Annotated in this window: 16 protein-coding genes; 8 read left to right on the plus strand and 8 right to left on the minus strand. The window is 43.8% G+C overall.

Going from position 1 to position 22,048, the window contains the following annotated elements:
* Nucleotides 1-166 precede the first annotated feature (166 nt).
* A complete protein-coding gene (locus BT_RS15460) occupies nucleotides 167-4,297 on the plus strand; it encodes a hybrid sensor histidine kinase/response regulator transcription factor (RefSeq protein ID WP_011108607.1) in 4,131 nt (1,376 codons plus the stop codon).
* Here the strand turns inward: BT_RS15460 and BT_RS15465 are convergent.
* Nucleotides 4,266-5,231, minus strand: a complete 966-nt coding sequence (locus BT_RS15465; protein ID WP_008767322.1) for a glycoside hydrolase family 18 protein — start codon at nucleotides 5,229-5,231, stop codon at nucleotides 4,266-4,268. The two genes, BT_RS15460 and BT_RS15465, sit on opposite strands and share 32 nt — an antisense overlap.
* Before the next feature lie 324 nt (nucleotides 5,232-5,555).
* On the opposite strand from BT_RS15465, the gene BT_RS15470 reads away from it, so the two are divergent.
* From BT_RS15470 to BT_RS15500, 7 genes are all read left to right on the plus strand, one after another.
* Nucleotides 5,556-7,112 (plus strand): sulfatase family protein, encoded by a 1,557-nt coding sequence (locus BT_RS15470; RefSeq protein WP_008767323.1) that lies wholly within the window; start codon nucleotides 5,556-5,558, stop codon nucleotides 7,110-7,112.
* 508 nt (nucleotides 7,113-7,620) lie between these two features.
* Nucleotides 7,621-7,788 (plus strand): hypothetical protein, encoded by a 168-nt coding sequence (locus BT_RS15475; RefSeq protein ID WP_158257885.1) that lies wholly within the window; start codon nucleotides 7,621-7,623, stop codon nucleotides 7,786-7,788.
* 74 nt (nucleotides 7,789-7,862) lie between these two features.
* Nucleotides 7,863-8,738 carry a helix-turn-helix transcriptional regulator gene (locus BT_RS15480; protein WP_032814147.1) on the plus strand — a complete coding sequence of 292 codons (876 nt, stop codon included), beginning with the start codon at nucleotides 7,863-7,865 and terminating at the stop codon, nucleotides 8,736-8,738.
* 120 nt (nucleotides 8,739-8,858) lie between these two features.
* Nucleotides 8,859-9,563: a succinate dehydrogenase/fumarate reductase cytochrome b subunit gene (locus tag BT_RS15485; RefSeq protein ID WP_008761733.1), complete on the plus strand. Its 705-nt coding sequence runs from the start codon at nucleotides 8,859-8,861 to the stop codon at nucleotides 9,561-9,563.
* 37 nt (nucleotides 9,564-9,600) lie between these two features.
* On the plus strand, nucleotides 9,601-11,580 hold the full coding sequence (locus BT_RS15490) for a fumarate reductase/succinate dehydrogenase flavoprotein subunit (RefSeq protein ID WP_008761732.1): 1,980 nt from the start codon (nucleotides 9,601-9,603) through the stop codon (nucleotides 11,578-11,580).
* A 36-nt stretch (nucleotides 11,581-11,616) separates the two neighbouring features.
* Nucleotides 11,617-12,372, plus strand: a complete 756-nt coding sequence (locus BT_RS15495; RefSeq protein ID WP_008761731.1) for a succinate dehydrogenase/fumarate reductase iron-sulfur subunit — start codon at nucleotides 11,617-11,619, stop codon at nucleotides 12,370-12,372.
* A 160-nt stretch (nucleotides 12,373-12,532) separates the two neighbouring features.
* A complete protein-coding gene (locus BT_RS15500) occupies nucleotides 12,533-13,762 on the plus strand; it encodes a DUF4934 domain-containing protein (protein ID WP_008767326.1) in 1,230 nt (409 codons plus the stop codon).
* Between the two features lie 71 nt (nucleotides 13,763-13,833).
* On the opposite strand, the gene BT_RS15505 is transcribed toward BT_RS15500, so the two are convergent.
* From BT_RS15505 to BT_RS15535, 7 genes are all read right to left on the minus strand, one after another.
* Nucleotides 13,834-15,360, minus strand: a complete 1,527-nt coding sequence (locus BT_RS15505; RefSeq protein WP_008767327.1) for a sulfatase — start codon at nucleotides 15,358-15,360, stop codon at nucleotides 13,834-13,836.
* A 234-nt stretch (nucleotides 15,361-15,594) separates the two neighbouring features.
* On the minus strand, nucleotides 15,595-16,437 hold the full coding sequence (locus tag BT_RS15510; protein ID WP_011108608.1) for a helix-turn-helix domain-containing protein: 843 nt from the start codon (nucleotides 16,435-16,437) through the stop codon (nucleotides 15,595-15,597).
* A 198-nt stretch (nucleotides 16,438-16,635) separates the two neighbouring features.
* A complete protein-coding gene (locus tag BT_RS15515; RefSeq protein ID WP_008767329.1) occupies nucleotides 16,636-17,610 on the minus strand; it encodes a fimbrillin family protein in 975 nt (324 codons plus the stop codon).
* A 50-nt stretch (nucleotides 17,611-17,660) separates the two neighbouring features.
* Nucleotides 17,661-18,623, minus strand: a complete 963-nt coding sequence (locus BT_RS15520; RefSeq protein WP_008767330.1) for a DUF5119 domain-containing protein — start codon at nucleotides 18,621-18,623, stop codon at nucleotides 17,661-17,663.
* Between the two features lie 7 nt (nucleotides 18,624-18,630).
* The gene (locus tag BT_RS15525) at nucleotides 18,631-19,908 is read right to left on the minus strand and encodes a DUF3575 domain-containing protein (RefSeq protein ID WP_011108610.1); all 1,278 of its coding nucleotides are present in this window, start codon (nucleotides 19,906-19,908) and stop codon (nucleotides 18,631-18,633) included.
* A 271-nt stretch (nucleotides 19,909-20,179) separates the two neighbouring features.
* The gene (locus BT_RS15530; RefSeq protein ID WP_011108611.1) at nucleotides 20,180-20,677 is read right to left on the minus strand and encodes an HU family DNA-binding protein; all 498 of its coding nucleotides are present in this window, start codon (nucleotides 20,675-20,677) and stop codon (nucleotides 20,180-20,182) included.
* 959 nt (nucleotides 20,678-21,636) lie between these two features.
* Nucleotides 21,637-21,858, minus strand: coding sequence for a DUF4248 domain-containing protein (locus BT_RS15535; protein WP_008761724.1), 222 nt, complete (start codon nucleotides 21,856-21,858; stop codon nucleotides 21,637-21,639).
* Nucleotides 21,859-22,048: the final 190 nt, after the last annotated feature.

Genomic DNA, 22,048 nt, shown 5'->3' on the forward strand with positions numbered 1-22,048 from the left:
TCGGTTATTTGATTGATTGCAAAATTACAGTTGTTTTATTTTATTCGCTGTAAAAATCATGCAGAAAGGGTAGAAAATCATGCAATGAATCATTTGTCTATACTAAATACAAGATTTATTTGTACTTTTGAGAGTGAATATCAAGGAATACATAATATCTGAAACGATGAAAACATACATTGCGGCTTTCTTCCTCCTGCTATCCGCCACATTTGTGGCAGCCCACCCTTACCTCATCCAAAGATTGGGAATAGAACAAGGCTTATCCAACAATTATGTATTGAGTATCACGCAGGACAAGCAGGGATTTCTGTGGTTCGCCACCGAAGAAGGGCTGAATAAGTTTGACGGAACCCGCTTTATCACCTACTATAAAGAGGAGCAATCTTCTTCTGTTCAAAGCATTACCGGCAACGAACTCAATGAAGTGTACACCGATCCCGTGCAGCCTGTTATCTGGATAGCCACCCAGCGGGCAGGACTCAACGCTTATAATTACGAGACACAAAGTTTCAGCGTCTACCAATATAATCCGGAAGACCCGCAAAGTCTGATAACGAACGATGTCACTCACATTACCTCATCCGTACAAGCCGGCAAAGGGTTATGGGTATGTACTTATTACAGAGGTATAGAGTATCTGGACATCGCTACCGGGAAATTCACTCATTATAACAAAAGCACAGTACCCGCCCTTCCCTCTGAGCAGACCTGGACAGCCACGGAGGCTGAGGATGGCAAACTATACATCGGACACGTAGAAGGCGGGTTGAGCATCCTCTCCCTGAATGACAAATCCGTGAAGCACTTCGTCCATGATCCTCAAAACCCGAACAGCCTTCCGGGGAACGATGTGCGTTGTATCTATAAAGATACCAACGGAAATATATGGATCGGAACCAGCAAAGGACTAGCCCTGTTCAATGCCAATACAGAAACATTTACCAACTTTCATAACAACCCGGGGAATATTCACGGAGCATTGTCAAGCTATATCTTCTCCATCAAACAACTCAAAGACAACAAACTCTGGATTGCAACAGAACTGAACGGAATCATGATACTGGACTTACAGCAAAATCAGTTTCTGCTGCCCGAACAAATACGCTTTGAGTTTATCCGCGAAGGGGACAATAACTACAGTTTGTCCAACGCCAGCGCACGGTATATCTTTCAAGACTCTTTTAATAATATCTGGATAGGGACTTGGGGAGGAGGAATCAATTTTATCAGCAATGCTCCTCCCACATTCCATACATGGAGCTATTCACCCACCCAAATGAATGAAAGTTCGCTGAGCAACAAAGTCGTTAGCAGCGTCTGCGATGACGGACAAGGAAAATTGTGGATAGGAACTGACGGAGGAGGTATTAACGTATTCGAAAACGGAAAACGGGTGGCCATTTACAATAAAGAAAACAGAGAACTCCTGTCCAACTCAGTGCTTTGTTCGCTGAAAGACTCGGAAGGCAACCTATGGTTCGGCACCTATCTGGGCAACATCAGCTATTACAATACAAGACTGAAGAAGTTTCAGATCATCGAACTGGAAAAGAATGAGCTTCTCGACGTACGCGTCTTCTATGAAGACAAGAATAAAAAGATATGGATAGGGACTCACGCAGGGGTGTTCGTTATAGACCTTGCCAGCAAGAAGGTGATTCATCATTATGACACCTCCAACAGCCAGTTGCTGGAAAACTTTGTACGCAGCATTGCCCAAGACAGTGAAGGACGTTTCTGGATAGGAACTTTCGGAGGAGGAGTCGGGATATATACGCCGGATATGCAACTGGTCAGGAAGTTCAACCAATACGAAGGTTTTTGTTCCAATACGATTAATCAGATATACCGAAGCAGCAAAGGCCAGATGTGGCTTGCCACCGGTGAGGGACTGGTATGTTTTCCTTCAGCCCGTAATTTTGACTATCAGGTTTTTCAAAGAAAAGAAGGACTGCCCAATACACACATAAGAGCTATCAGTGAAGATAAGAACGGCAACATCTGGGCAAGTACCAATACCGGTATCAGTTGCTATATCACCTCTAAAAAATGTTTCTATACCTACGATCACTCCAACAACATCCCACAAGGAAGTTTCATCAGCGGATGCGTTACCAAAGACCATAACGGGCTCATCTATTTCGGCTCTATCAACGGATTGTGTTTCTTCAACCCCGATATTGCCATAAACAGTCCGCAGATTCCTCCTGTGGTTATCACTAAAGTGAGAATTCCCGGACGACTCACAAGTCGGGAGAAGAACGAAACCGCTATTCCCATCTCCGAAGGAGAGATAGAATTGACTCATGAACAAAATAGTTTTAATCTTACTTTCAACGTACAGGACTATTCACTGGCCAACCAGGTGGAATATGCCTATATGCTGAAAGGACTTGAAAACTCATGGTATACGATCAACGAGCAAAACAGCGTCACCTTCCGTAATATTCCTCCCGGCAAGTATGAGTTTCTGGTAAAAGCCCGCCTGCACAATCAGGACTGGTCGGAGGACACGACCTCTCTCAGGATACATATCAACCCTCCTCTCTGGCTGACATGGTGGGCAAAACTTATTTATATTCTGATCACTATCAGCATTATTTATACTATTATCCATGCCTATAAGAAGAAAATAGACCTCGAAAGTCTCTATACCCTGGAAAAGAAAAACCACGAACAAGAACAAGAATTGAATCAGGAACGCCTGCGATTCTATACTAACATCACTCATGAGCTGCGCACACCACTGACCCTGATCCTCGGTCCGCTGGAAGATATGCAGAAAGACACGTCACTGCCGACCAGACAGGCGCAGAAACTTTCTGTCATCCACCTGAGTGCCCTCCGGCTGCTCAACCTGATCAATCAGATTCTTGAGTTCCGGAAAACGGAAACGCAGAACAAAAAGCTATGTGTTTGTAAAGGCAACATTGTGCCCCTGATTCATGAAATCGGACTCAAATACAAAGAACTCAACCAAAAGAAAGCGATTGACTTTCAGATTCAAATAGAAAAAGAAGAGATGCCTCTGTTCTTTGACAAAGAAATCATCACCATTATCCTTGATAATCTGATTTCCAATGCCATCAAATATACGGAACAGGGAAAAATAACCTTGAGCTTGTATCCCACCACACGAAACGGGGTCACTTATACGGAGATTAAAGTCAGTGATACGGGATACGGAATCTCTGCGGAAGCCTTGCCTCATGTTTTCGACCGTTACTATCAGGAAAGCGGCAAGCATCAGGCATCCGGCACAGGTATCGGACTGGCTTTAGTCCGAAATCTTGTAGAACTGCACGAAGGCGAAATCCGGGTGGAAAGCATACAGAACGAAGGAAGTACTTTCTATATCAGCTTATTAACAGACAATATCTACCCCAACGCTTTGCATGGAGACTCTACGAAGCAAACAGAGGAGGAAATGATATCAGAAGCTGTTCCGGAAGATTCTCAAAATACGGAACCGGAAACGAGCAAACCTATCCTGCTGATTGTAGAAGACAATGAAGATATACAGAAATACATCGCCGAATCTTTCTCCGACTCTTTCGAAGTAATCACAGGCAGCAACGGTGAGGAAGGGAAACAGCAGGCTCTCAACCGTATTCCCGATATTATAGTAAGCGATATCATGATGCCGGTAATGGATGGCATCACGCTATGCCGTCAACTAAAAGAGGATGTGCGTACCAGCCACATCCCTGTCATCCTGCTAACGGCCAAAGATTCATTGCAGGATAAAGAAGAAGGATACGAAGTGGGAGCGGATTCTTATCTGACCAAGCCTTTCAGTGCTTCACTGCTGCGAAGCCGCATCAACAATCTGCTTGATTCGAGAAAGAAACTGATTGCTCAATTCCAGCAGACCGGAACGAATCATAACCCCAATTCTCATTTGGATGAAAAGCGTTCCATAATCACCGAGGCGCTCAGCAAACTGGATAACGAATTCATTGAGAAAATCACGCAACTGGTTGAGGATAACCTTTCTTCGGAAAAGATCGACATCACTTATCTGTCCGACAAGATGTGTATGAGCGGTTCTACGCTCTACCGGAAAATGAAAGCACTGACCGGACTTTCTACGAACGAGTACATCCGGAAAGTAAAAATGCAGAATGCGGAACGGTTACTCCTCGAAGGAAAATATAATATCTCGGAAATAGCCTATAAAATAGGAATGAACAGTACAGGCTACTTCCGTCAATGTTTTAAGGATGAGTTTGGTGTCTCTCCTTCAGATTATCTGAAGCAGTTCACCTCCCCAACTCCTCCACCATCGTCTTAAACAACGATCTGCTGTCATTCAGCGGCATATCCGTAGCCAAGTCCCAGCTCATCATTCCTTTGAGCTGCTGGTCCATCGCATAACGTGTCTTGGCACGGATATTATTTTGCCCGTCAAAGACATACACGTCTCCTTTATAGGTTACTTCGTTTTGTGCCGGCCCCGTAATCAGCCCGTCCTGCACAAAACTGAAGTAAGCCTCAGTCTTCTTTGAGCCATCTTTTGTCACGCCATAGAAAGGAACGCCTGCCACCAGCTTTTCCTTTGGAATGCCATAAGCCAACGCCATCTGTATATCCGAACAGTATTTCTCCATCGGGAAGCGAACCGGCGAAGGACCGTAACACTGATAAGAAATGAAATCGACCGCAGCAATCGCCTCTTTACTAATCTTATAACACACAGGATGCAGGGATACGCTGAACACATATTTATCTCCCAATACCTCTCTCATCTTCAGAATAGCCAGACTGTAATCTTCATACTCTTTTTCAGTCTCCGCCCATTCAAAATCCAGATCGATGCCATCGAGCTTATTCTTTTCCAGTATCTTCTTTATGTTTTTGGCAAATGCAACACGGGCCGCCTCATCTGCAACCATCGCTTTCCACTCGCCACTGGCAGCGCCCAGACGAAGTTTTGTCTTTGTTCCTTTCACATCCGCACGGACAGACTTTATCAATTCCTCCCAACTAGTCACTCCTTTCCCATTCTCAAAGATACGGGGATTCTCAAACGAAAGCGACCCGTCTTTATTGGGACGGACGTTCAGAAAAATCAAATCATCACTCGCCCTTAAACTCTCGGCAGAAATACGTCCGCGATTGTAGAAATTACCCCGTACATACGAACTAATGAAGCAGTTTTGTTGCGCATACAACGATAATCCGACAAACAAGAGAAGGAAAAATACAATTTTTCTTGGTAGTAGCATAATAATTGATAATTAATGGGTTTTGATCGCAAAAGTAGGTACAGGCAAAGAAAACAAATGTTCAAAAATCACTATAATACTTCCAAAAATCAACATAAAGTTTCTTATTGAGAGATGTAAAACAAAAACATCCTTTTAAAAAGGGAATTAAGTGTTTTACCGGAATCAATTACATTAAATCGCAAAAGTTTTCCGGATTATAATACAAAGTGAATAACAATCACTATCTTTAGGCATAAAATCAGTTCATATGATCATTTATCTACATGAAAGCAACCGTCTAACTTAGACTGACTTTTGAAGAAATGCAACATCTATACGTATATGAATAAACTCGTACTTACCGGTCTGCTGGCAGCCGGAACCATGACGCACCTGCAAGGCGCTCAACCTGCCGGACAACGCCCCAACATCCTTTTTATCCTGAGTGACGACCACACCTCCCAAGCCTGGGGCATCTATGGCGGAGTACTGGCAGAATATGCCCACAACGCCAACATCCGCCGGCTGGCAAAAGAAGGGGTAGTGCTCGACAACTGTTTCTGCACCAACTCTATCTCAGCACCCAGCCGTGCCAGTATCCTCACCGGTCTATACAGTCACCGGAACAGACTGTACACCCTTGCGGACTCACTGGACACCTCCATCCCCACCCTTGCCACCCTGCTACAAGCCAACGGATACCACACCGGACTCGTCGGCAAATGGCATATCCAGTCGCAACCGCAAGGATTCGACTACTACTCCATCTTCTACGATCAAGGCGAATACCGTGACCCGACTTTCATAGAGAGCACCGACCCGTGGCCCGGCAACCACCAGTTCGGCGAACGGGTGCTCGGCTTCTCCACCGACCTCGTCACCGAGAAAGCCATCCGATGGATGAAAGAGCAGGACGGCAACCAACCCTTCCTGATGTGCTGCCATTTCAAAGCAACGCACGAACCCTACGACTACCCGATACGCATGGAGCATCTCTACGACGGCGTCACCTTCCCCGAACCCGAAAACCTGCTGGACTGGGGACCGGAAACCAACGGCCGTTCTTTCAAAGGACAGACACTGGAAGAGCTGGAACGCCGCTGGCGCATCGCATCACAGGACCCCGACAAGTGGTGGTGTCGCTACCCCGGACTGCCGTTCAGCACCGAAGGGATGCAACGGACGGCCGCCAGACGTGCTTCCTACCAAAAGTTTATCCGTGACTACCTCCGTTGCGGCGCTACCGTCGACGACAACATCGGCAAACTCCTAAACGCTCTGGACGAAATGAATATCGCCGACAATACCATCGTCATCTACGTCTCCGACCAAGGCTATTTCCTAGGCGAACACGGCTTCTTCGACAAACGGATGTTTTATGAAGAATCGGCTCGTATGCCTTTCGTTATCCGTTATCCGAAGAAGGTACCCGCAGGAAAACGTCTGGACGATCTGATACTGAATGTCGATTTCGCACCGACGCTGGCAGAATTTGCCGGAGTAAAGATGGAGAATGTGCAAGGAGACAGCTTCGTCAGCAACCTGGAAGGCAACACGCCGACCGACTGGCGAAAAGAAATCTACTATCGCTACTGGACCAATCATGCTATTCGTCCCGCGCACTTCGCCATCCGGTCAGACCGTTACAAGCTGATCTTCTATTATGCCCGAAATCTAGACATGACTGATACGGAGAACTTTGACTTTACTCCGTCATGGGACTTCTATGACTTACAGAATGATCCGCACGAGAATCATAATGCATACAACGATCCGAAATATGCACCTGTCATCAAACAGATGAAGAAAGACTTATTGAGACTTCGCAAAGAAACCGGAGATACGGACGAGAAATATCCGGAAATGCAGAAACTGCTTGAAAAATACTATAATAAGTAAGTGACTGGTACGGAAACTGAACTGTCGCATTTATAACTTGAACTTAGGCAGCTGCTACAAGTGAAAAAGATAGCAGTTTTGCCCTAACGCTCTCATTATTCGCGTGTATCCCTTTATTCATCGGCATTTCAAGCATTACAGCAAGTATGGTGGCAGAGTGAGAGCAAAGGTTTGCTCTCACTCTGCCACCACGGCATATAGGTCGTTTATCCTACATTATACTTTGATTTACTGGGTATTAACATCTGACGCGTCAGCTATTAACGATTGTCATGTCAGCTATTAATAATTGAGAAATCAGGTATTAACAGCTGAGAAGTCATCCATTATTGACTGAAAAATGAAATAATACCTTTCGAACGGACAGGTCAATCAGAGCAACTTATGCGGTCAAGTGAGTTGAATCGAGCTGTCATATGAACGAAATCGACAGTTGTTCCAAGAAGTTTCATTACTTGAAACAGTTTGTTTCATGCCTTGAAACACTTGGTTTCAACAGGTGGAACTAATGATGAAACTACTTGTTCTGAATATATCATGTAAAGGGATGAAGAAAATGCTGCAGATGGCAGATAAAAATGTATTAAAGAACGCCATTCAGGAGTCCGTGAAACTTCAAAGTTGTGCAAACAAAACCAATAAAGACAATCATATCCCCGTTTCTGCTAAAACATAATGGAAGAAAGAATTTTATTTTCACAAAAAACGACTATCTTTGTCCCTGTAGACAACGATTCACGGATAAAACCCATGTCAAAAGACTCACTTTGTGCTCAACATACAGATTGCTCAGGATGCCCCAAAGCGATGGAAAGTACTCTTATTCACAGAAATCTGCTCAGAGGGCAGCATATTCCGAAGGATAAGTGCACGCAAAACTGCATGCTCTTTATGATCGAGGGCGAATTGCTGATCAACAGTGACGAACATCCCGGAACGACACTACACGAGAAACAGTTTATCCTGCAAGCCATCGGCTCAAAATACGAGATACTGGCACTGACGGACGTATCATACATCCTTTTCTGGTTCAACGAACTGCCGTTGCTATGCGAAAACCGCTACCGTGAAATCATCGACCAGGCAGAAGGCCCGCTGACCTACACCCCAATGGTGATGAACCCGCGCCTGTTCTATCTCATCAACGACGTAGCCGCATACCTTGACGAATCGACACCCGCCTGCGGCAAATATATCGACCTGAAATGTCAGGAGATGGTGTATATGATCACCAATTACTATCCCCTGCCCCAGTTGAGGGCTTTCTTCTACCCGATCAGCACCTATACGGAAAGTTTCCAATACTTTGTCATGCAGAATTACAGCAAAGCGAAGAACGTCGAAGAATTCGCACATCTGGGAGGCTATAACACCACCACCTTCCGCCGTCTCTTCCGAAACTTATACGGCGTGCCCGTCTACGAATGGATGCTGGAGAAAAAACGGGAAGGCATCCTCGAAGACCTACAGCACTCTAATATGCGGATTACAGAGATTTGCAACCGGTATGGTTTCGACTCGCTGTCCCACCTTGCACACTTCTGCAAAGACTCCTTCGGAGACACCCCGCGCGCCTTGCGCAAGAAAGCGGCCAATGGCGAAAAAATCGGAAAGATCACCGATTAAGGAATTATTTCTTTAATTCTTTGGTCAATCAATCTATTTCCCCTATTTTTGCAGTCTGTAAGAGGTGTAAAACGTCGAAATTTTAGTTCTAACAATTAAATAATTTAAATTCAATCATTTATGTGGTTAAGTAATTCATCTGTAGGAAGGAAAGTGGTGATGAGCGTTACCGGTATCGCCCTTGTCCTGTTTCTAACATTTCACATGGCGATGAACTTAGTTGCAATCATCTCGGCTGATGGTTACAACATGATTTGTGAGTTTTTGGGAGCAAACTGGTATGCGCTGGTAGCTACCGCAGCACTGGCTGCTCTTTTCATTATTCACATCATCTACGCGTTCTGGCTGACAATGCAGAATCGCACAGCGCGCGGTAGCGAACGCTATGCAGTAGTCGACAAACCGAAAACTGTAGAGTGGGCTTCTCAAAACATGTTGGTGTTAGGCATTATCGTTATCGTAGGCCTCGGTTTGCACCTCTTCAACTTCTGGGCAAAAATGCAGTTGCCGGAACTGATGCACAACCTGGACATGCACGCTGATACACTGACGCTGGCTTATGCGGCAAACGGTGCATATCACATCCAGCAGACATTCTCTTGTCCGGTTTATGTAGTGCTCTACCTCATTTGGCTGTTTGCTCTGTGGTTCCACCTGACTCACGGTTTCTGGAGCTCCATGCAATCACTGGGATGGAACAACAAGGTATGGATCAATCGTTGGAAATGTATTTCTAACATCTATTCTACGATTGTAGTACTCGGTTTCGCACTCGTAGTAGTGGTATTCTTCGTGAAATCACTCCTTTGTGGCGGTGCTTGCTAAATAGTAAATTGTAAATGATTAAATTGTAAATAATATTATGATCAAGATAGATTCAAAAATTCCAGAAGGCCCGGTGGCTGAGAAATGGACCAACTATAAAGCTCACCAGAAATTGGTGAACCCCGCTAATAAACGCCGTTTGGATATCATCGTTGTGGGTACGGGTCTGGCAGGTGCTTCTGCTGCTGCATCCCTCGGTGAAATGGGTTTCAGAGTATTCAACTTCTGTATTCAGGACTCTCCGCGCCGTGCACACTCTATCGCTGCACAGGGTGGTATCAATGCTGCAAAGAATTATCAGAATGATGGTGACTCCGTTTACCGTCTGTTTTACGATACAGTAAAAGGTGGTGACTATCGTGCACGTGAAGCCAACGTTTACCGTCTGGCCGAAGTATCCAACGCTATCATCGACCAATGCGTAGCCCAGGGTGTTCCTTTTGCACGCGAATACGGCGGTACACTGGACAACCGTTCTTTCGGTGGTGCACAGGTATCACGTACGTTCTACGCTAAAGGCCAGACCGGTCAGCAGCTGTTGCTGGGTGCTTACTCCGCACTAAGCCGTCAGGTAAACGTAGGTACGGTGAAGTTGTTCACCCGTTATGAAATGCAGGACGTTGTAATCATCGACGGACGTGCTCGCGGTATCATTGCCAAGAACTTAATCACCGGCGAACTGGAACGTTTCGCTGCTCACGCCGTAGTAATCGCTACCGGTGGTTACGGTAACGCTTACTTCCTGTCTACCAACGCTATGGGTTGTAACTGTACAGCTGCTATCTCTTGCTACCGCAAGGGTGCTGTATTCGCTAACCCCGCATACGTTCAGATTCACCCGACTTGTATCCCGGTACACGGTGACAAGCAGTCCAAACTGACTCTGATGTCCGAATCTCTGCGTAACGACGGTCGTATCTGGGTTCCGAAGAAGAAAGAAGACGCTATCAAATTGCAGAAAGGCGAAATCAAGGGAAGCGATATTCCTGAAGAAGACCGCGACTACTACCTGGAACGCCGTTATCCGGCATTCGGTAACCTGGTTCCGCGTGACGTTGCCAGCCGTGCAGCTAAAGAACGTTGCGACGCAGGTTTCGGTGTGAACAACACAGGTCTGGCCGTATTCCTCGATTTCTCTGAAGCTATCAACCGCCTGGGCATCGATGTAGTGCTTCAGCGTTATGGTAACCTCTTCGACATGTATGAAGAAATCACTGACGTTAATCCGGGCGAACTGGCAAAAGAAATCAGTGGTGTGAAATATTATAATCCGATGATGATTTATCCGGCTATCCACTACACAATGGGTGGTATCTGGGTAGACTACGAACTGCAGACTACCATCAAGGGTCTGTTCGCTATCGGTGAATGTAACTTCTCCGACCACGGTGCAAACCGCCTCGGTGCTTCCGCATTGATGCAAGGTCTGGCCGACGGTTACTTCGTATTGCCTTACACTATCCAGAACTATCTGGCAGATCAGATTACTGTTCCTCGTTTCTCTACCGACCTTCCGGAATTTGCCGAAGCAGAAAAGGCAGTTCAGGCTAAGATCGACAAGTTCATGAGCATCCAGGGTAAAGAATCAGTTGATTCTATCCACAAGAAACTGGGTCACATCATGTGGGAATACGTAGGTATGGGACGTACGGCAGAAGGCCTGAAGAAAGGTATCGCCGAACTGAAAGCAGTCCGCAAGGAATTCGAAACCAATCTGTTTATCCCCGGTTCTAAGGAAGGTATGAACGTTGAGCTCGACAAGGCTATCCGTCTGTATGACTTCATCACTATGGGCGAGCTCGTTGCTTACGACGCATTGAACCGTAACGAAAGTTGTGGTGGTCACTTCCGTGAAGAATACCAGACTGAAGAAGGAGAAGCAAAACGTGATGACGAAAACTTCTTCTACGTAGCTTGCTGGGAATATCAGGGTGACGATGAAAAGGCTCCTGTATTGATCAAAGAACCGCTGGTATACGAAGCTATCAAGGTTCAGACCCGTAACTACAAGAGCTAATCGGTGAAGTTAAACATTTAAAAGAATTAGACGAAAATGGATAAAAATATATCATTTACACTGAAGGTATGGCGTCAAGCAGGCCCGAAGGCTAAAGGCGCTTTTGAAACCTACCAAATGAAAGATATCCCCGGTGATACTTCCTTCCTCGAAATGCTGGATATTCTGAACGAACAGCTGATCAGCGAAAGAAAAGAACCGGTTGTATTCGACCACGACTGCCGCGAAGGTATCTGCGGTATGTGTTCTCTTTACATCAACGGACATCCGCACGGTCCTGCAACAGGTGCTACTACTTGCCAGATTTACATGCGTCGTTTCAACGATGGTGACACCATCACTGTTGAGCCTTGGCGTTCGGCCGGTTTCCCTGTCATCAAGGACTTGATGGTAGACCGTACTGCTTATGACAAGATCATGCAGGCCGGTGGTTACGTAAGCGTTCGTACAGGTGCTCCGCAGGATGCCAACGCTATCCTGATCCCGAAGCCCATCGCTGACGAAGCTATGGATGCCGCTTCTTGTATCGGTTGCGGTGCTTGTGTAGCTGCTTGTAAGAATGGTTCTGCCATGTTGTTCGTTTCGGCAAAGGTCAGCCAGTTGAACTTGCTTCCGCAAGGTAAACCGGAAGCTCTACGCCGTGCGAAAGCTATGTTGTCCAAGATGGACGAACTCGGATTCGGTAACTGTACCAACACCCGCGCTTGCGAGGCTGAATGTCCGAAGAACATCTCTATCAGCAACATCGCCCGCCTGAACCGCGACTTCATCATCGCTAAACTGAAAGACTAAGCGTGAGCTTGATTTGATTAATAGCATAAATCCCCCGTCGGCGTTAGCTGGCGGGGGATTTCTTTTTACTGACCAATTATTTATAGATAGCTTGTTCATTATCCGTTTTTTATTCTTTTCTTTGTGACATAAGGCCAGACAATCAAATAAATTAAATACGATGAATAAATTATTGCTGATATGGATAGTAGTCTTACTAACCTCATGCATCACAAATCAGGAGAATGCCAGGGATACATTATTTGTAAATCTTACGGATGCAACTGATTCCCAAAGCCTAAAGTTATCTGACTTCGGAAATACTGTACGTTATGTACCTTTGGAAACCAACGAAGTATGCCTGATAGGAAACAATCCCCATATAGCGCTGCTGGAAGACAAGATTGTGATTGCTACTAAAGACCAATGTTTCTTATTCCACAAACAGACCGGGAAGTATATATGCAGTATAGGCCATATCGGTGATGATCCAAGTGGATATAGCTCGACAAATTACTGGATAGATGATGCAGGTCTTTTTTACTTCTTTCGCGCACCGGACCAGTTGCTAAAATATAATCAGAAAGGAGAAATGACCGGGAAAATTCAAATTCCACATATACCTGCCGCACCCGACTTTTTCGCGTTTTCCGACTCTACCATTATTGCCCATTGTAATAGTAGTATAGGATTGGAATCCAGCAACTCTTTGCTTTTCCTCAACTCCTTTGGAGAAAAGCTGGATTCAATTCCCAATTTATTAAAATCGCCCTCTATCCCTTCTCCGGATAATATATCCAGCCTTTCTATCATAAAAAGAGGAGCAGGTTTCTTTGGAAATCTGGGAAGAAGAGGGGTAATGATTATCAAAGATAAGGAGCAAGGAGAATTACTGCTGCCTCTCTATAATCCCAGCCTATGGTCGTCCGAGAATGAAGTACGTTTCAGAGAAACCTTCACAGACACGATATACACAATTAAAAACAGGAAACTATATCCATATATGGTTTTTCATACAGATACAGATCATTCATCCGCCAATCCTTTATGGTATAGTAATCCGCAAAGTATCTACGTAGCTTATGTATTGGAAAACACACATTCTGTATTTTTTCAATACGTAAAAAACAAACAAGTCTATAATGGTTTGTATAATAAAGAAACACAGCAAACTAAGTTTGCAAAGTGCCAGCAATTCATTGTTGACGATCTCACTTCAGAGCAGGAACTGAAAGTTGACCTGTCGGCATTGTGCAGTTATAAAGGAGAATATGGATTTATTCTGGAAGCTGCCAGTATTCCTGATGCTTCTCAAAAACAATCTGACAATAAAAATGAGAATATTCCCCATTGGATGAGCCAATTGGATGAGGATGCCAATCCGGTCATAGCAATTGTATCTGACAAATGATATATAATTCTGTCTGTTTTGCCTAATAGATATGCTTTGGCAAAACAGACAGTTGAAATAGTAGCACCTATTTAAAAGTAAACAAAAGGCTTCAACTCATTTCCTTGTTTATCCACCGGATAAAGAGCTCCTTCCTTTTCTAGCCGGGCGGACATTTCCCGAATCATCTCTCTGCATTGATCCGGATGTGCGGCAGACAGCTCATTCCTTTCTTCCGGATCGTCTTTCAGATTGTAAAGCAAGGCTTTGGGTTGTTTCGGAGTCTCGGGAAGATAATAATAAATCAGTTTCCAGTCGCCCATGCGATAGGTGGTGAAGTAGCTGCCGCGGTGTGCGTGAGGGAAGTGCATCAGGAAAGACTCGGGACGCTTCTTGTCCACCTTACCGCTCAGTTGCTTTTTCAGATCGAATCCGTCTATCACGTAGTTTTGGGGAACTTCGCATCCTGCCACAGACAGAACAGTCGGATAGATATCCATGATTGTGCCCAACTGTGTCTGCATACTTCCTACTTCAATAGGCAAGTTCTTCTGTACTTTGCTCTTCTTCTCAGGCTTGGCCCAAGCTGCGATGAAAGGAACACGCATACCACCTTCAAACTCCGTCCCCTTTTTACCTCTCAGCGGAGCGGAAGAACCATAGCCACGTTCATCTCCCAATGGAGCATCACCACCGTTATCTCCTAAAAAGAGAATCAGCGTATTTTCGGCAATTCCCAGCTTTTCGAGTTGGTCCATGATGTCGCCTAATGATTTATCCATGCCTTCTATCAATGTAGCAAAAGCTCTTGCCTGCTCGTTCTTATCCGGGTCGGTGTAGCGTGACAAGAAACGTTTGTCTGCCTGGAAAGGTGAATGAACTGCGTAATGGGCCATATTCAGATAGAAAGGTCGTTTTTCTTCTACGGCTTTGGTGATCTCCCGATTCGCTTCTATAGTCAGCGCTTCACTCAGGAAGGTATCTGTACCGTGATATTTCTCCAGGTCAGGAACTGCTCTAATCTTCTGTCCCTTGATATGCCCGTATCCCCATTCGCCATAATAGCTGCCGGGATGTCCAATGCCGGAACCTGCGATATTTACATCAAAGCCGATATTCAGCGGATTCTCTCCTTCGCTTCCCATACAGCCGAAATGTGCTTTTCCTACATGAATGGTTTTATATCCGGCTTGTTGCAGGACTCTCGGCATGGTAGGCATATCTTTTCTGAGACCTTTCCAGTTCCATTGGGGCGGTCCGAAAGGATTCCGGTTGTTGCTCTCAGCATTAATCCAGTTAGTGACTCCATGCCTGGTCGCATTCTGTCCGGTCATGATGGAAGCTCTGGAAGGGGAACTCACGCTCTGTGCGTAAAAAGTAGAGAAACAAATACCCTGTTTAGCCAGTCTCTCCATATTCGGAGTATGATACCAGTCATTCAGCGGATGACGCACCGGCTGACCACTCTCATCTGCGATAAAAGGAACCGACGTATCCATAAGTCCCATGTCATCTACAAGGAAGACAATAATATTCGGGCGTTCCTGAGCCACCCCGCAAACGGAAGATGCCAAACCACCCAATACACAAAATTCCTTAAAAGCTCGTTTTGTTCTCATTACATAGTATTTATGATTTATATCCTAGTTATTGTACGTGTCGCAATAGATTTAAATTTACTGAAATAAAAAGTTTAATTTCCGTATCCGCCTTGTCATGGCTTTATTTGAAGTGATCCGACTCTATAATAAAGATGTATTAGACTGATTTTAAGGGAAACAGCAGCAATATACAACAAATGCACTATGCTCACAAAGAAAAAAAGATTATTTGACGTTCTCTCTGAAAAATTATCAGATGGTCTTTTTGTTTGTTCTTAGCATGCGTGGAGAAGCACCGAAGAATTTCTTACAGAAATTGGAGAAGTGTGGCAGAGATTCAAAGCCATATTTATAGCATATTTCAGAGATACTGTTGTTTGTATTAAGCAACTCGTCCAAAATACCTTCCTTACGTCGCGCCTGCATCCATTCGTATACCGGTTCGTGGAATACATTATTGAAGATACGCCGCAGGGTACTGACAGTATAGCCGCCAAGTTGGGCAAGTTCTTCCACTGTTTTTACTTTCTTATAGTTTTGAAGGATGAAGTACTGGAAAGTGGAAGTGTATTTAGAGAGTGGATGTACCAAGCTTGCCAAATCATAGTCTGAATAATAGTACCCCAATACAAATGCCAGTTCCTTGCGCTTTAACGACAGCAAGTCCCGACAAACTTTACTTTCACTCAAATAGGATTTAGAGCCATCCAAAAAATATTTCAATTCAGGGATTATCTTTAATGGTGAATAGATTAATGGTGAAGACACCTCCTTCATAATATGATTGAAACGGAAGTCACAGAATAGTTCCGGCTGAATGAAACGATAATAAATACATTCGCACTCAGTCATGGCAAGCATCTCAAATTTTGAACCGATAGCCTGAAGAATAAATTCACCTGCTCTCAGCATCGTACCTGCATATTCTTGACTATTAACCAATACCTCACCTCTTATCAAAAAAAGGATGAAGTTTTCCTCACATTTCCGGGCTGGTTGGTGATAGCCTCTTGGATGAATAATGTGAGCAATAGCATTGTCTACGGCTTTCGGGCAGTTCTGACAATCCCAAGTACCTTGACAGATAGATGACATATATTTGTGTTGGTGTTTGATTTGTTCCTGTTGGCCAACAAATGTATATGAAATCTTTTATATGACAATGAGAAAGGGAAGAAATTTATAAAATCACTCTCGTTGCAATATGTCGTAACGAGAATGATCTTATAAATTCAAAACTACATAAACTGGTATAAAAGACTATAACCTGAGAAATATTATTCTATTAATACATTAAACGCTAGGTTCGGTAGTTTCAGGCTTTTCAGTATCCCATTTAGCAGCTGTCGCTTCGATCTTTACTTCTTCACCACCAACCGGTAAAGTCAGCTTATACAAAATTTTAGTTCCAAAAGCCCATGCTGTGGTAGACTTCAAAGGAATCTCTTTTGATCCTTTAAATATATAGCTATCGCCCTTCTTTGTGTTATACCTAATCGTTATTTTAGCATCAGTAATATCTTGTGGTATCAACATCAGTGCATTACCAGGAACAATGGCACTTGTCCCGTCAGTAAAATCACCTAAAGTATATGTATACGTCGCTTCAGTGCCTTCTGGCGTCCAATCGCCAGTGTCAGCTCCTGTATAAGCAAAGGTTCCTTCGCCTTTAATGCCACTTATTGTAACAGCATTATCAGCTGCAAATTCGTAGGTATAATCTGTACTTCCTTTAATCACCTGAACATTAATTTGAGTCAATGCATGTTTAAAATTTAACGAAACAACTGGTGCTGTTTTATCCGTTTCCTTAGTCTGATTCAACACGGACGAAATAACTAAGTCTTTTTGATCGGCAGCCGTATCCCCTACTTTATAAGTAAATTTAGGATATCCCGCAATAGTACCATCAGGACCAGTATATGTAACTCCATCTGACGGAGAATAAGCAAAAAACTGTAAATTTTCATCTAATGGCCAGTAATACGGACCTCCTGCTACTGACCAAGTACTAGCATAAGTTGCCTTATTAGCTATCCATGCTGAAGACGGAAGAACCGCAGTAGTAGACATTTCTGTCGTTCCTGTATTATATGCATAAACCTGGAAACCAGCATTTTGTAAACCTTCTGTATCAAGTGCAGTTGCTCTAGTTACTGCTGTACTAAAATTAATTTCCGCCTTTTGTCCCGGATTCTCAAACTCTTCACTCTGTGAACAACCTGTAATTGTTGCAACTGCTGCAATAGCCAATAAAATCTTTTTCATAATTGTATTTTTTAATTCGTTAATATTGTTATATTTGTTTATGTTTAATCTCACTCAACAGGCAGAACCACTTCATCCTCATCGCCCCAATCACCAACATCTCCACCAATACCACCACCTCCGCCATCCGGATTAGTAGTCGGCTTCTCAACCTTAACCTTTTCATCAAGTGGCAACTCTATTTCCGTGGGAGGTTCATCAACATTTCCTCCTCCACTACCTCCACTCTCAGAATTAGTAACCACCTCCGTTATATCAATCTCCGCTTTCTGCACGGTTTTATCTACTTTAATAAAAGCCAGTGTCAGCTTTATCTTGTCACCTGCCCGGCTTATCGCGGCCTCCGGCATTCCAAAAGCAGTAAAACTACCCGTTACTTCACCCGAACGCCCTTGCGCCTCAAAGTAAATAGGAGCATCGCACATCATCCCGCAACATCTGCCCAAACAGTAACAACCCGCCATACCTTCCACACTGCCTACAATTGAAGAAACATATTCCAGTCCTTCCACCTTGATCTTGAAAAAATAGGTCTTTACCACTAATTTCGGTTTCCAATCCAGTAGAAGCTCTTCTTCACTGTTCGCTATATGTAAATCATCGATCTGCACTACGTATAAGGGATCAGGTCCCCATACCATTTTCTCCGTTCCCGCTATTCCCAGACCATTGCAATAGCCTGTAAATGCTTCAATCGTCTCATAGGCTTCCTCTCCTCTGATCTGCACCGTTTCAGTGTCGTAGTTGTAAGCCACTACCGAGTAACGCCCCGGCGGCACCTTTACTTTTCCACCTCTTACTGAAAGGTATGTATCAATCTTTCTGCCTTCCGCACTCTTCGGATAAAAAATCACCCGAACCCCTTCCGGCAACTTATCGGTAACACCGTTCCAATCTAACTTTATATCTACCCCGCTTACGGGATAATCATCCAATAGTTCGCGACGGCTACATCCGGTCAGCATCAGCAGCGAGGACAGAAGCACAAGAAGTATGTATCTTGTATCTTGCATAACGTCCTTATCTCCCTCTTTTTATCAGCCATACCAGAGAGACTTTCGCCTTGGTAGGACCTATAAAGTTATAACGTCCACTAGTTGTCCACACGATATCCCCCTCGTAAGGAGTATATTTCTTATATTCTGTTGTCAGATACCCGATGCCGAAGCTAAATTCGAGCGACAGATGGCGAGCCAGTTGCCTCGCATACCCGTAGGTCACTCCCGCAGCTCCGTAATAATCGCCCCGATAACCGTCGCCCTTCCACTGGAAATCGTAAATTCCACCTTCAGCATAAAGCCCAACAAAATGCCCTGTCAACCGGTTGCGCTTCTGACGATTGCCCAACCAGCAACGTCCTTCCACTCCTCCCGAAAGAAGCTGATAACAGAAATTGTGTTTACTGTTGAGCCACCACGGGCATTTGTATTCAGCATTTAAAGACCACCTTTTGCCTACCGGAATCTCTACTTCCAGATTTGGCGCCAACGCCAAGTCGTACAACAGATTATTCTTCACTGCAAGCACCGTTTTACTTTCAACCGGCCCTTCTGCCTCCGACACTACCACCTCATAAGCCATACTCTCTTTACTTTCTCCCTCCGGCTTATCAGGTTGATCGCTCGGAAGCGCCTCTTCCTGCTTTGAAACAAACAATCCGGAGACAGAAGATACCGGTTCAAAAATATTCTTTTCCATTTCCGGAACTTTGCGGACAACCGTAATCTCAGCGCGTCTCAACTTAGGTAACACGTTGCGGACAATATATCGGTAAGCCATTCCCTGATTCAACTTCTGCAACAGTTCTTTTCGCTTCACGATGTTATCCCGATGATAATCTATCAACATCAAGACTTCTTCCCGGTCCGGCAAGTCTGAATCCGACGCCACCAACTTACGAAGTTCAGACCAGTCTTCTCCTTCAGAAGTAAGTTTAATCTTTTCGACATCAACATACGGATAACGTTGCCTTAAGAACTCTCTCATCGAATTGTTTCTTCGGACAGATAATGCGGCATTATAAACCGAATCTCCGTCAGGCGATACAAAAGTGACCACATTGAGCGCAGTGATATATCTTGAATTTATTCTTTCCTCAAGCAAAGAATCTAAAACATTAATTTCTTGATTATTAGTTTTATAACAGGAATCAACATCTGTTTCTTCCTGATCGAAATATATCACCACCCGCCTGATAGTGTCACTCGCAACCGTGAAAACCGGAACCACTGCATACACACTTTCTGATAAAGCAAGAAATGCCATGAGAATAACGCATGTATAGATTCCGTGTTTCATAATTGTTCGTTTCTGTGAACAAATATAGAAGTTATAATATAAACTAAATCATACTAGCAGAACAAAAAACAGAACATGGAAGGTTCTGTGAAACGATTGGAACGAATTTGCAAGTTTAGGAGCAGATAAGGAGGAAACAATAGACACACCAAGGCATTATATAAAGAAAAAATGCACAGAAAATCGAGTATAACCGATCATCTGTGCATTTACTACTTCTCAATAAGCCTTTCCCGCTCTGACTAATATCTAAAAGGAAAGTACAAAAGACTTATACAGTCGGGTCCGGGGCTTCTTCGTCATCTTTGCCTCCGTCCCCACCGGGATTAGGTTTCTCACTGCCGCTACCATTGTTACTACTTCCGTCCGTATAGTCCGTATCCAACTCCGCACGACGGGTAATACTCATATCATCCAACGTGGTCTTGAATATTTTTCCAGGATAGAAAAGGATCTTTCTTTGGACGATTGACTTAGATGATACTTCCTTCTCGTCATCCGCACTCTTAGCGCGAATGGTAGGGCTGAAGATGCCGAACTCACCCATCTGAACGCTCTTTCCGTCGTCAATGTCCTCCGCCATCATATCGACAAGACCGCTGACGACCAGATCCACTACCTTGCGGTGAACTCCACAAAGACGGCTCACCTTGCCACACATCTTGGAAAAACTTACTCTGCCGGAACGAACCGACTTTGCTACATACTTTTCGTTTTTGTCCTTGTCAAAACCGAACACTCTTTTTGTTACTACATACTCTAAAGCCATAATTGTTAAAGTTTAAATGGTTAAAAAAATAAAGGTTATCTGTTTGCCATTCCGTTTTGTCTGAATGACTCTGCAAAGATATAACAGGGCGCAAACCGTCCAGTCCCCTTTAGTCCCCCTTGTGTCTCCTTTCAATGGCTTTAAAGCAGTAAATATCCTAAAGTAATTCGCTTATTTTCAATCGACTATACAGATGAATATTTTTTTTCGAAAGTGCGTTCATTGCTGTTTCTCCCAATAGAGTCTGTCGGTTTCCAGTCTCCATATACCGACATACCCCCGCCCGCAATCAGTAGAGAAGGAGCGCTTCGAAATACAATTCTTTACCTGCTTACTCAGAGTCTCACTATCTCCCAATGGTCAAGTAAGCATTTCCAATGTATCTTTACCTATGACGAGATATTCTCCTCTTTGATCTGTTGCCTTAACCTGTATGCAGATGCCAACATACAAAAAGATAATAAATAGAAAAGTGTGCTTTCTCATAGCTTTATAATTTTAGAAAACCGAATATACATATATATAATAGAGCAATAATACTCATTTCGGTATTTATCATATGCGAATAAACGAATTATTCTGTTTGCTCAAATAGAATTACGTACAAATTAGCTGCATTATAGTATAACCAACAAAAAAGCAACATGATACTTTGTCATACAAAACGGTCTATGAGAGAAAGGTAAAAATAGTCATGCAAATTTACCAATATACTAATCCAATGAATACGATACTGCCTTCTCCCGATTTACCCACAATGAAAAACATAGACACTGTATACTAAAACCGTATTTGAGTTTCTAATAAATTCTTTCATCGTTTATTAGAAACGGTTCCCAAGTTTATTAAAAACGCCGATACGCCTTTCAAATCTCTTTTTCTTGAATTTATGCAACAAAAAAGGCTGCAAACTCCGTAAAAGTTTGCAGCCTTTTGCTCATTTCCGGGCTACTTATGCCCTAATCCTCATAAGGATCTCCTAGATGTTTTGTTATGATCTTATACTGTTTTGATGTCAAAAACCGGTGATTGTACGGCAAGTAACCTGTCGGTATAAGTTCTTTGACCAACGGGTTACAACCTTTAATCCATCGGCTGAGACAATGCACCGCATTTTTACTCGTTGTACATCCGGGGAAGTACATCGCAGCCAGTGCAGCAAAAGATAAGATTCCTCTCATTCGTTTCTAAGTTTTGATTTGAGTTTTATTGTTGTTATTACGACTACAAATATACAACATAAAAAAGCCTTTGTCAAGTCCTCAAGACCTTCGAGCGTTAATAACAAATTAAAAAACTGGAGTACTGGCACATAAGCAAGGATTGCATCGTCAATGACTAACAAGTTTGTTACTAACAACTTTGTTAGTA

This window comes from Bacteroides thetaiotaomicron VPI-5482 (assembly GCF_000011065.1).
Taxonomy (GTDB): domain Bacteria; phylum Bacteroidota; class Bacteroidia; order Bacteroidales; family Bacteroidaceae; genus Bacteroides; species Bacteroides thetaiotaomicron.

Coding starts and splice junctions, on each gene's coding strand:
- BT_RS15465 (WP_008767322.1), bottom strand. CDS start 5,231: ATGCTACTACCAAGAAAAATTGTATTTTTCCTTCTCTTGTTTGTCGGA.
- BT_RS15515 (WP_008767329.1), bottom strand. CDS start 17,610: ATGAAAAAGATTTTATTGGCTATTGCAGCAGTTGCAACAATTACAGGT.
- BT_RS15525 (WP_011108610.1), bottom strand. CDS start 19,908: ATGAAACACGGAATCTATACATGCGTTATTCTCATGGCATTTCTTGCT.
- BT_RS15510 (WP_011108608.1), bottom strand. CDS start 16,437: ATGTCATCTATCTGTCAAGGTACTTGGGATTGTCAGAACTGCCCGAAA.
- BT_RS15470 (WP_008767323.1), top strand. CDS start 5,556: ATGAATAAACTCGTACTTACCGGTCTGCTGGCAGCCGGAACCATGACG.
- BT_RS15475 (WP_158257885.1), top strand. CDS start 7,621: ATGATGAAACTACTTGTTCTGAATATATCATGTAAAGGGATGAAGAAA.
- BT_RS15485 (WP_008761733.1), top strand. CDS start 8,859: ATGTGGTTAAGTAATTCATCTGTAGGAAGGAAAGTGGTGATGAGCGTT.
- BT_RS15500 (WP_008767326.1), top strand. CDS start 12,533: ATGAATAAATTATTGCTGATATGGATAGTAGTCTTACTAACCTCATGC.
- BT_RS15480 (WP_032814147.1), top strand. CDS start 7,863: ATGTCAAAAGACTCACTTTGTGCTCAACATACAGATTGCTCAGGATGC.
- BT_RS15490 (WP_008761732.1), top strand. CDS start 9,601: ATGATCAAGATAGATTCAAAAATTCCAGAAGGCCCGGTGGCTGAGAAA.
- BT_RS15505 (WP_008767327.1), bottom strand. CDS start 15,360: ATGAGAACAAAACGAGCTTTTAAGGAATTTTGTGTATTGGGTGGTTTG.
- BT_RS15460 (WP_011108607.1), top strand. CDS start 167: ATGAAAACATACATTGCGGCTTTCTTCCTCCTGCTATCCGCCACATTT.
- BT_RS15535 (WP_008761724.1), bottom strand. CDS start 21,858: ATGAGAGGAATCTTATCTTTTGCTGCACTGGCTGCGATGTACTTCCCC.
- BT_RS15520 (WP_008767330.1), bottom strand. CDS start 18,623: ATGCAAGATACAAGATACATACTTCTTGTGCTTCTGTCCTCGCTGCTG.
- BT_RS15530 (WP_011108611.1), bottom strand. CDS start 20,677: ATGGCTTTAGAGTATGTAGTAACAAAAAGAGTGTTCGGTTTTGACAAG.
- BT_RS15495 (WP_008761731.1), top strand. CDS start 11,617: ATGGATAAAAATATATCATTTACACTGAAGGTATGGCGTCAAGCAGGC.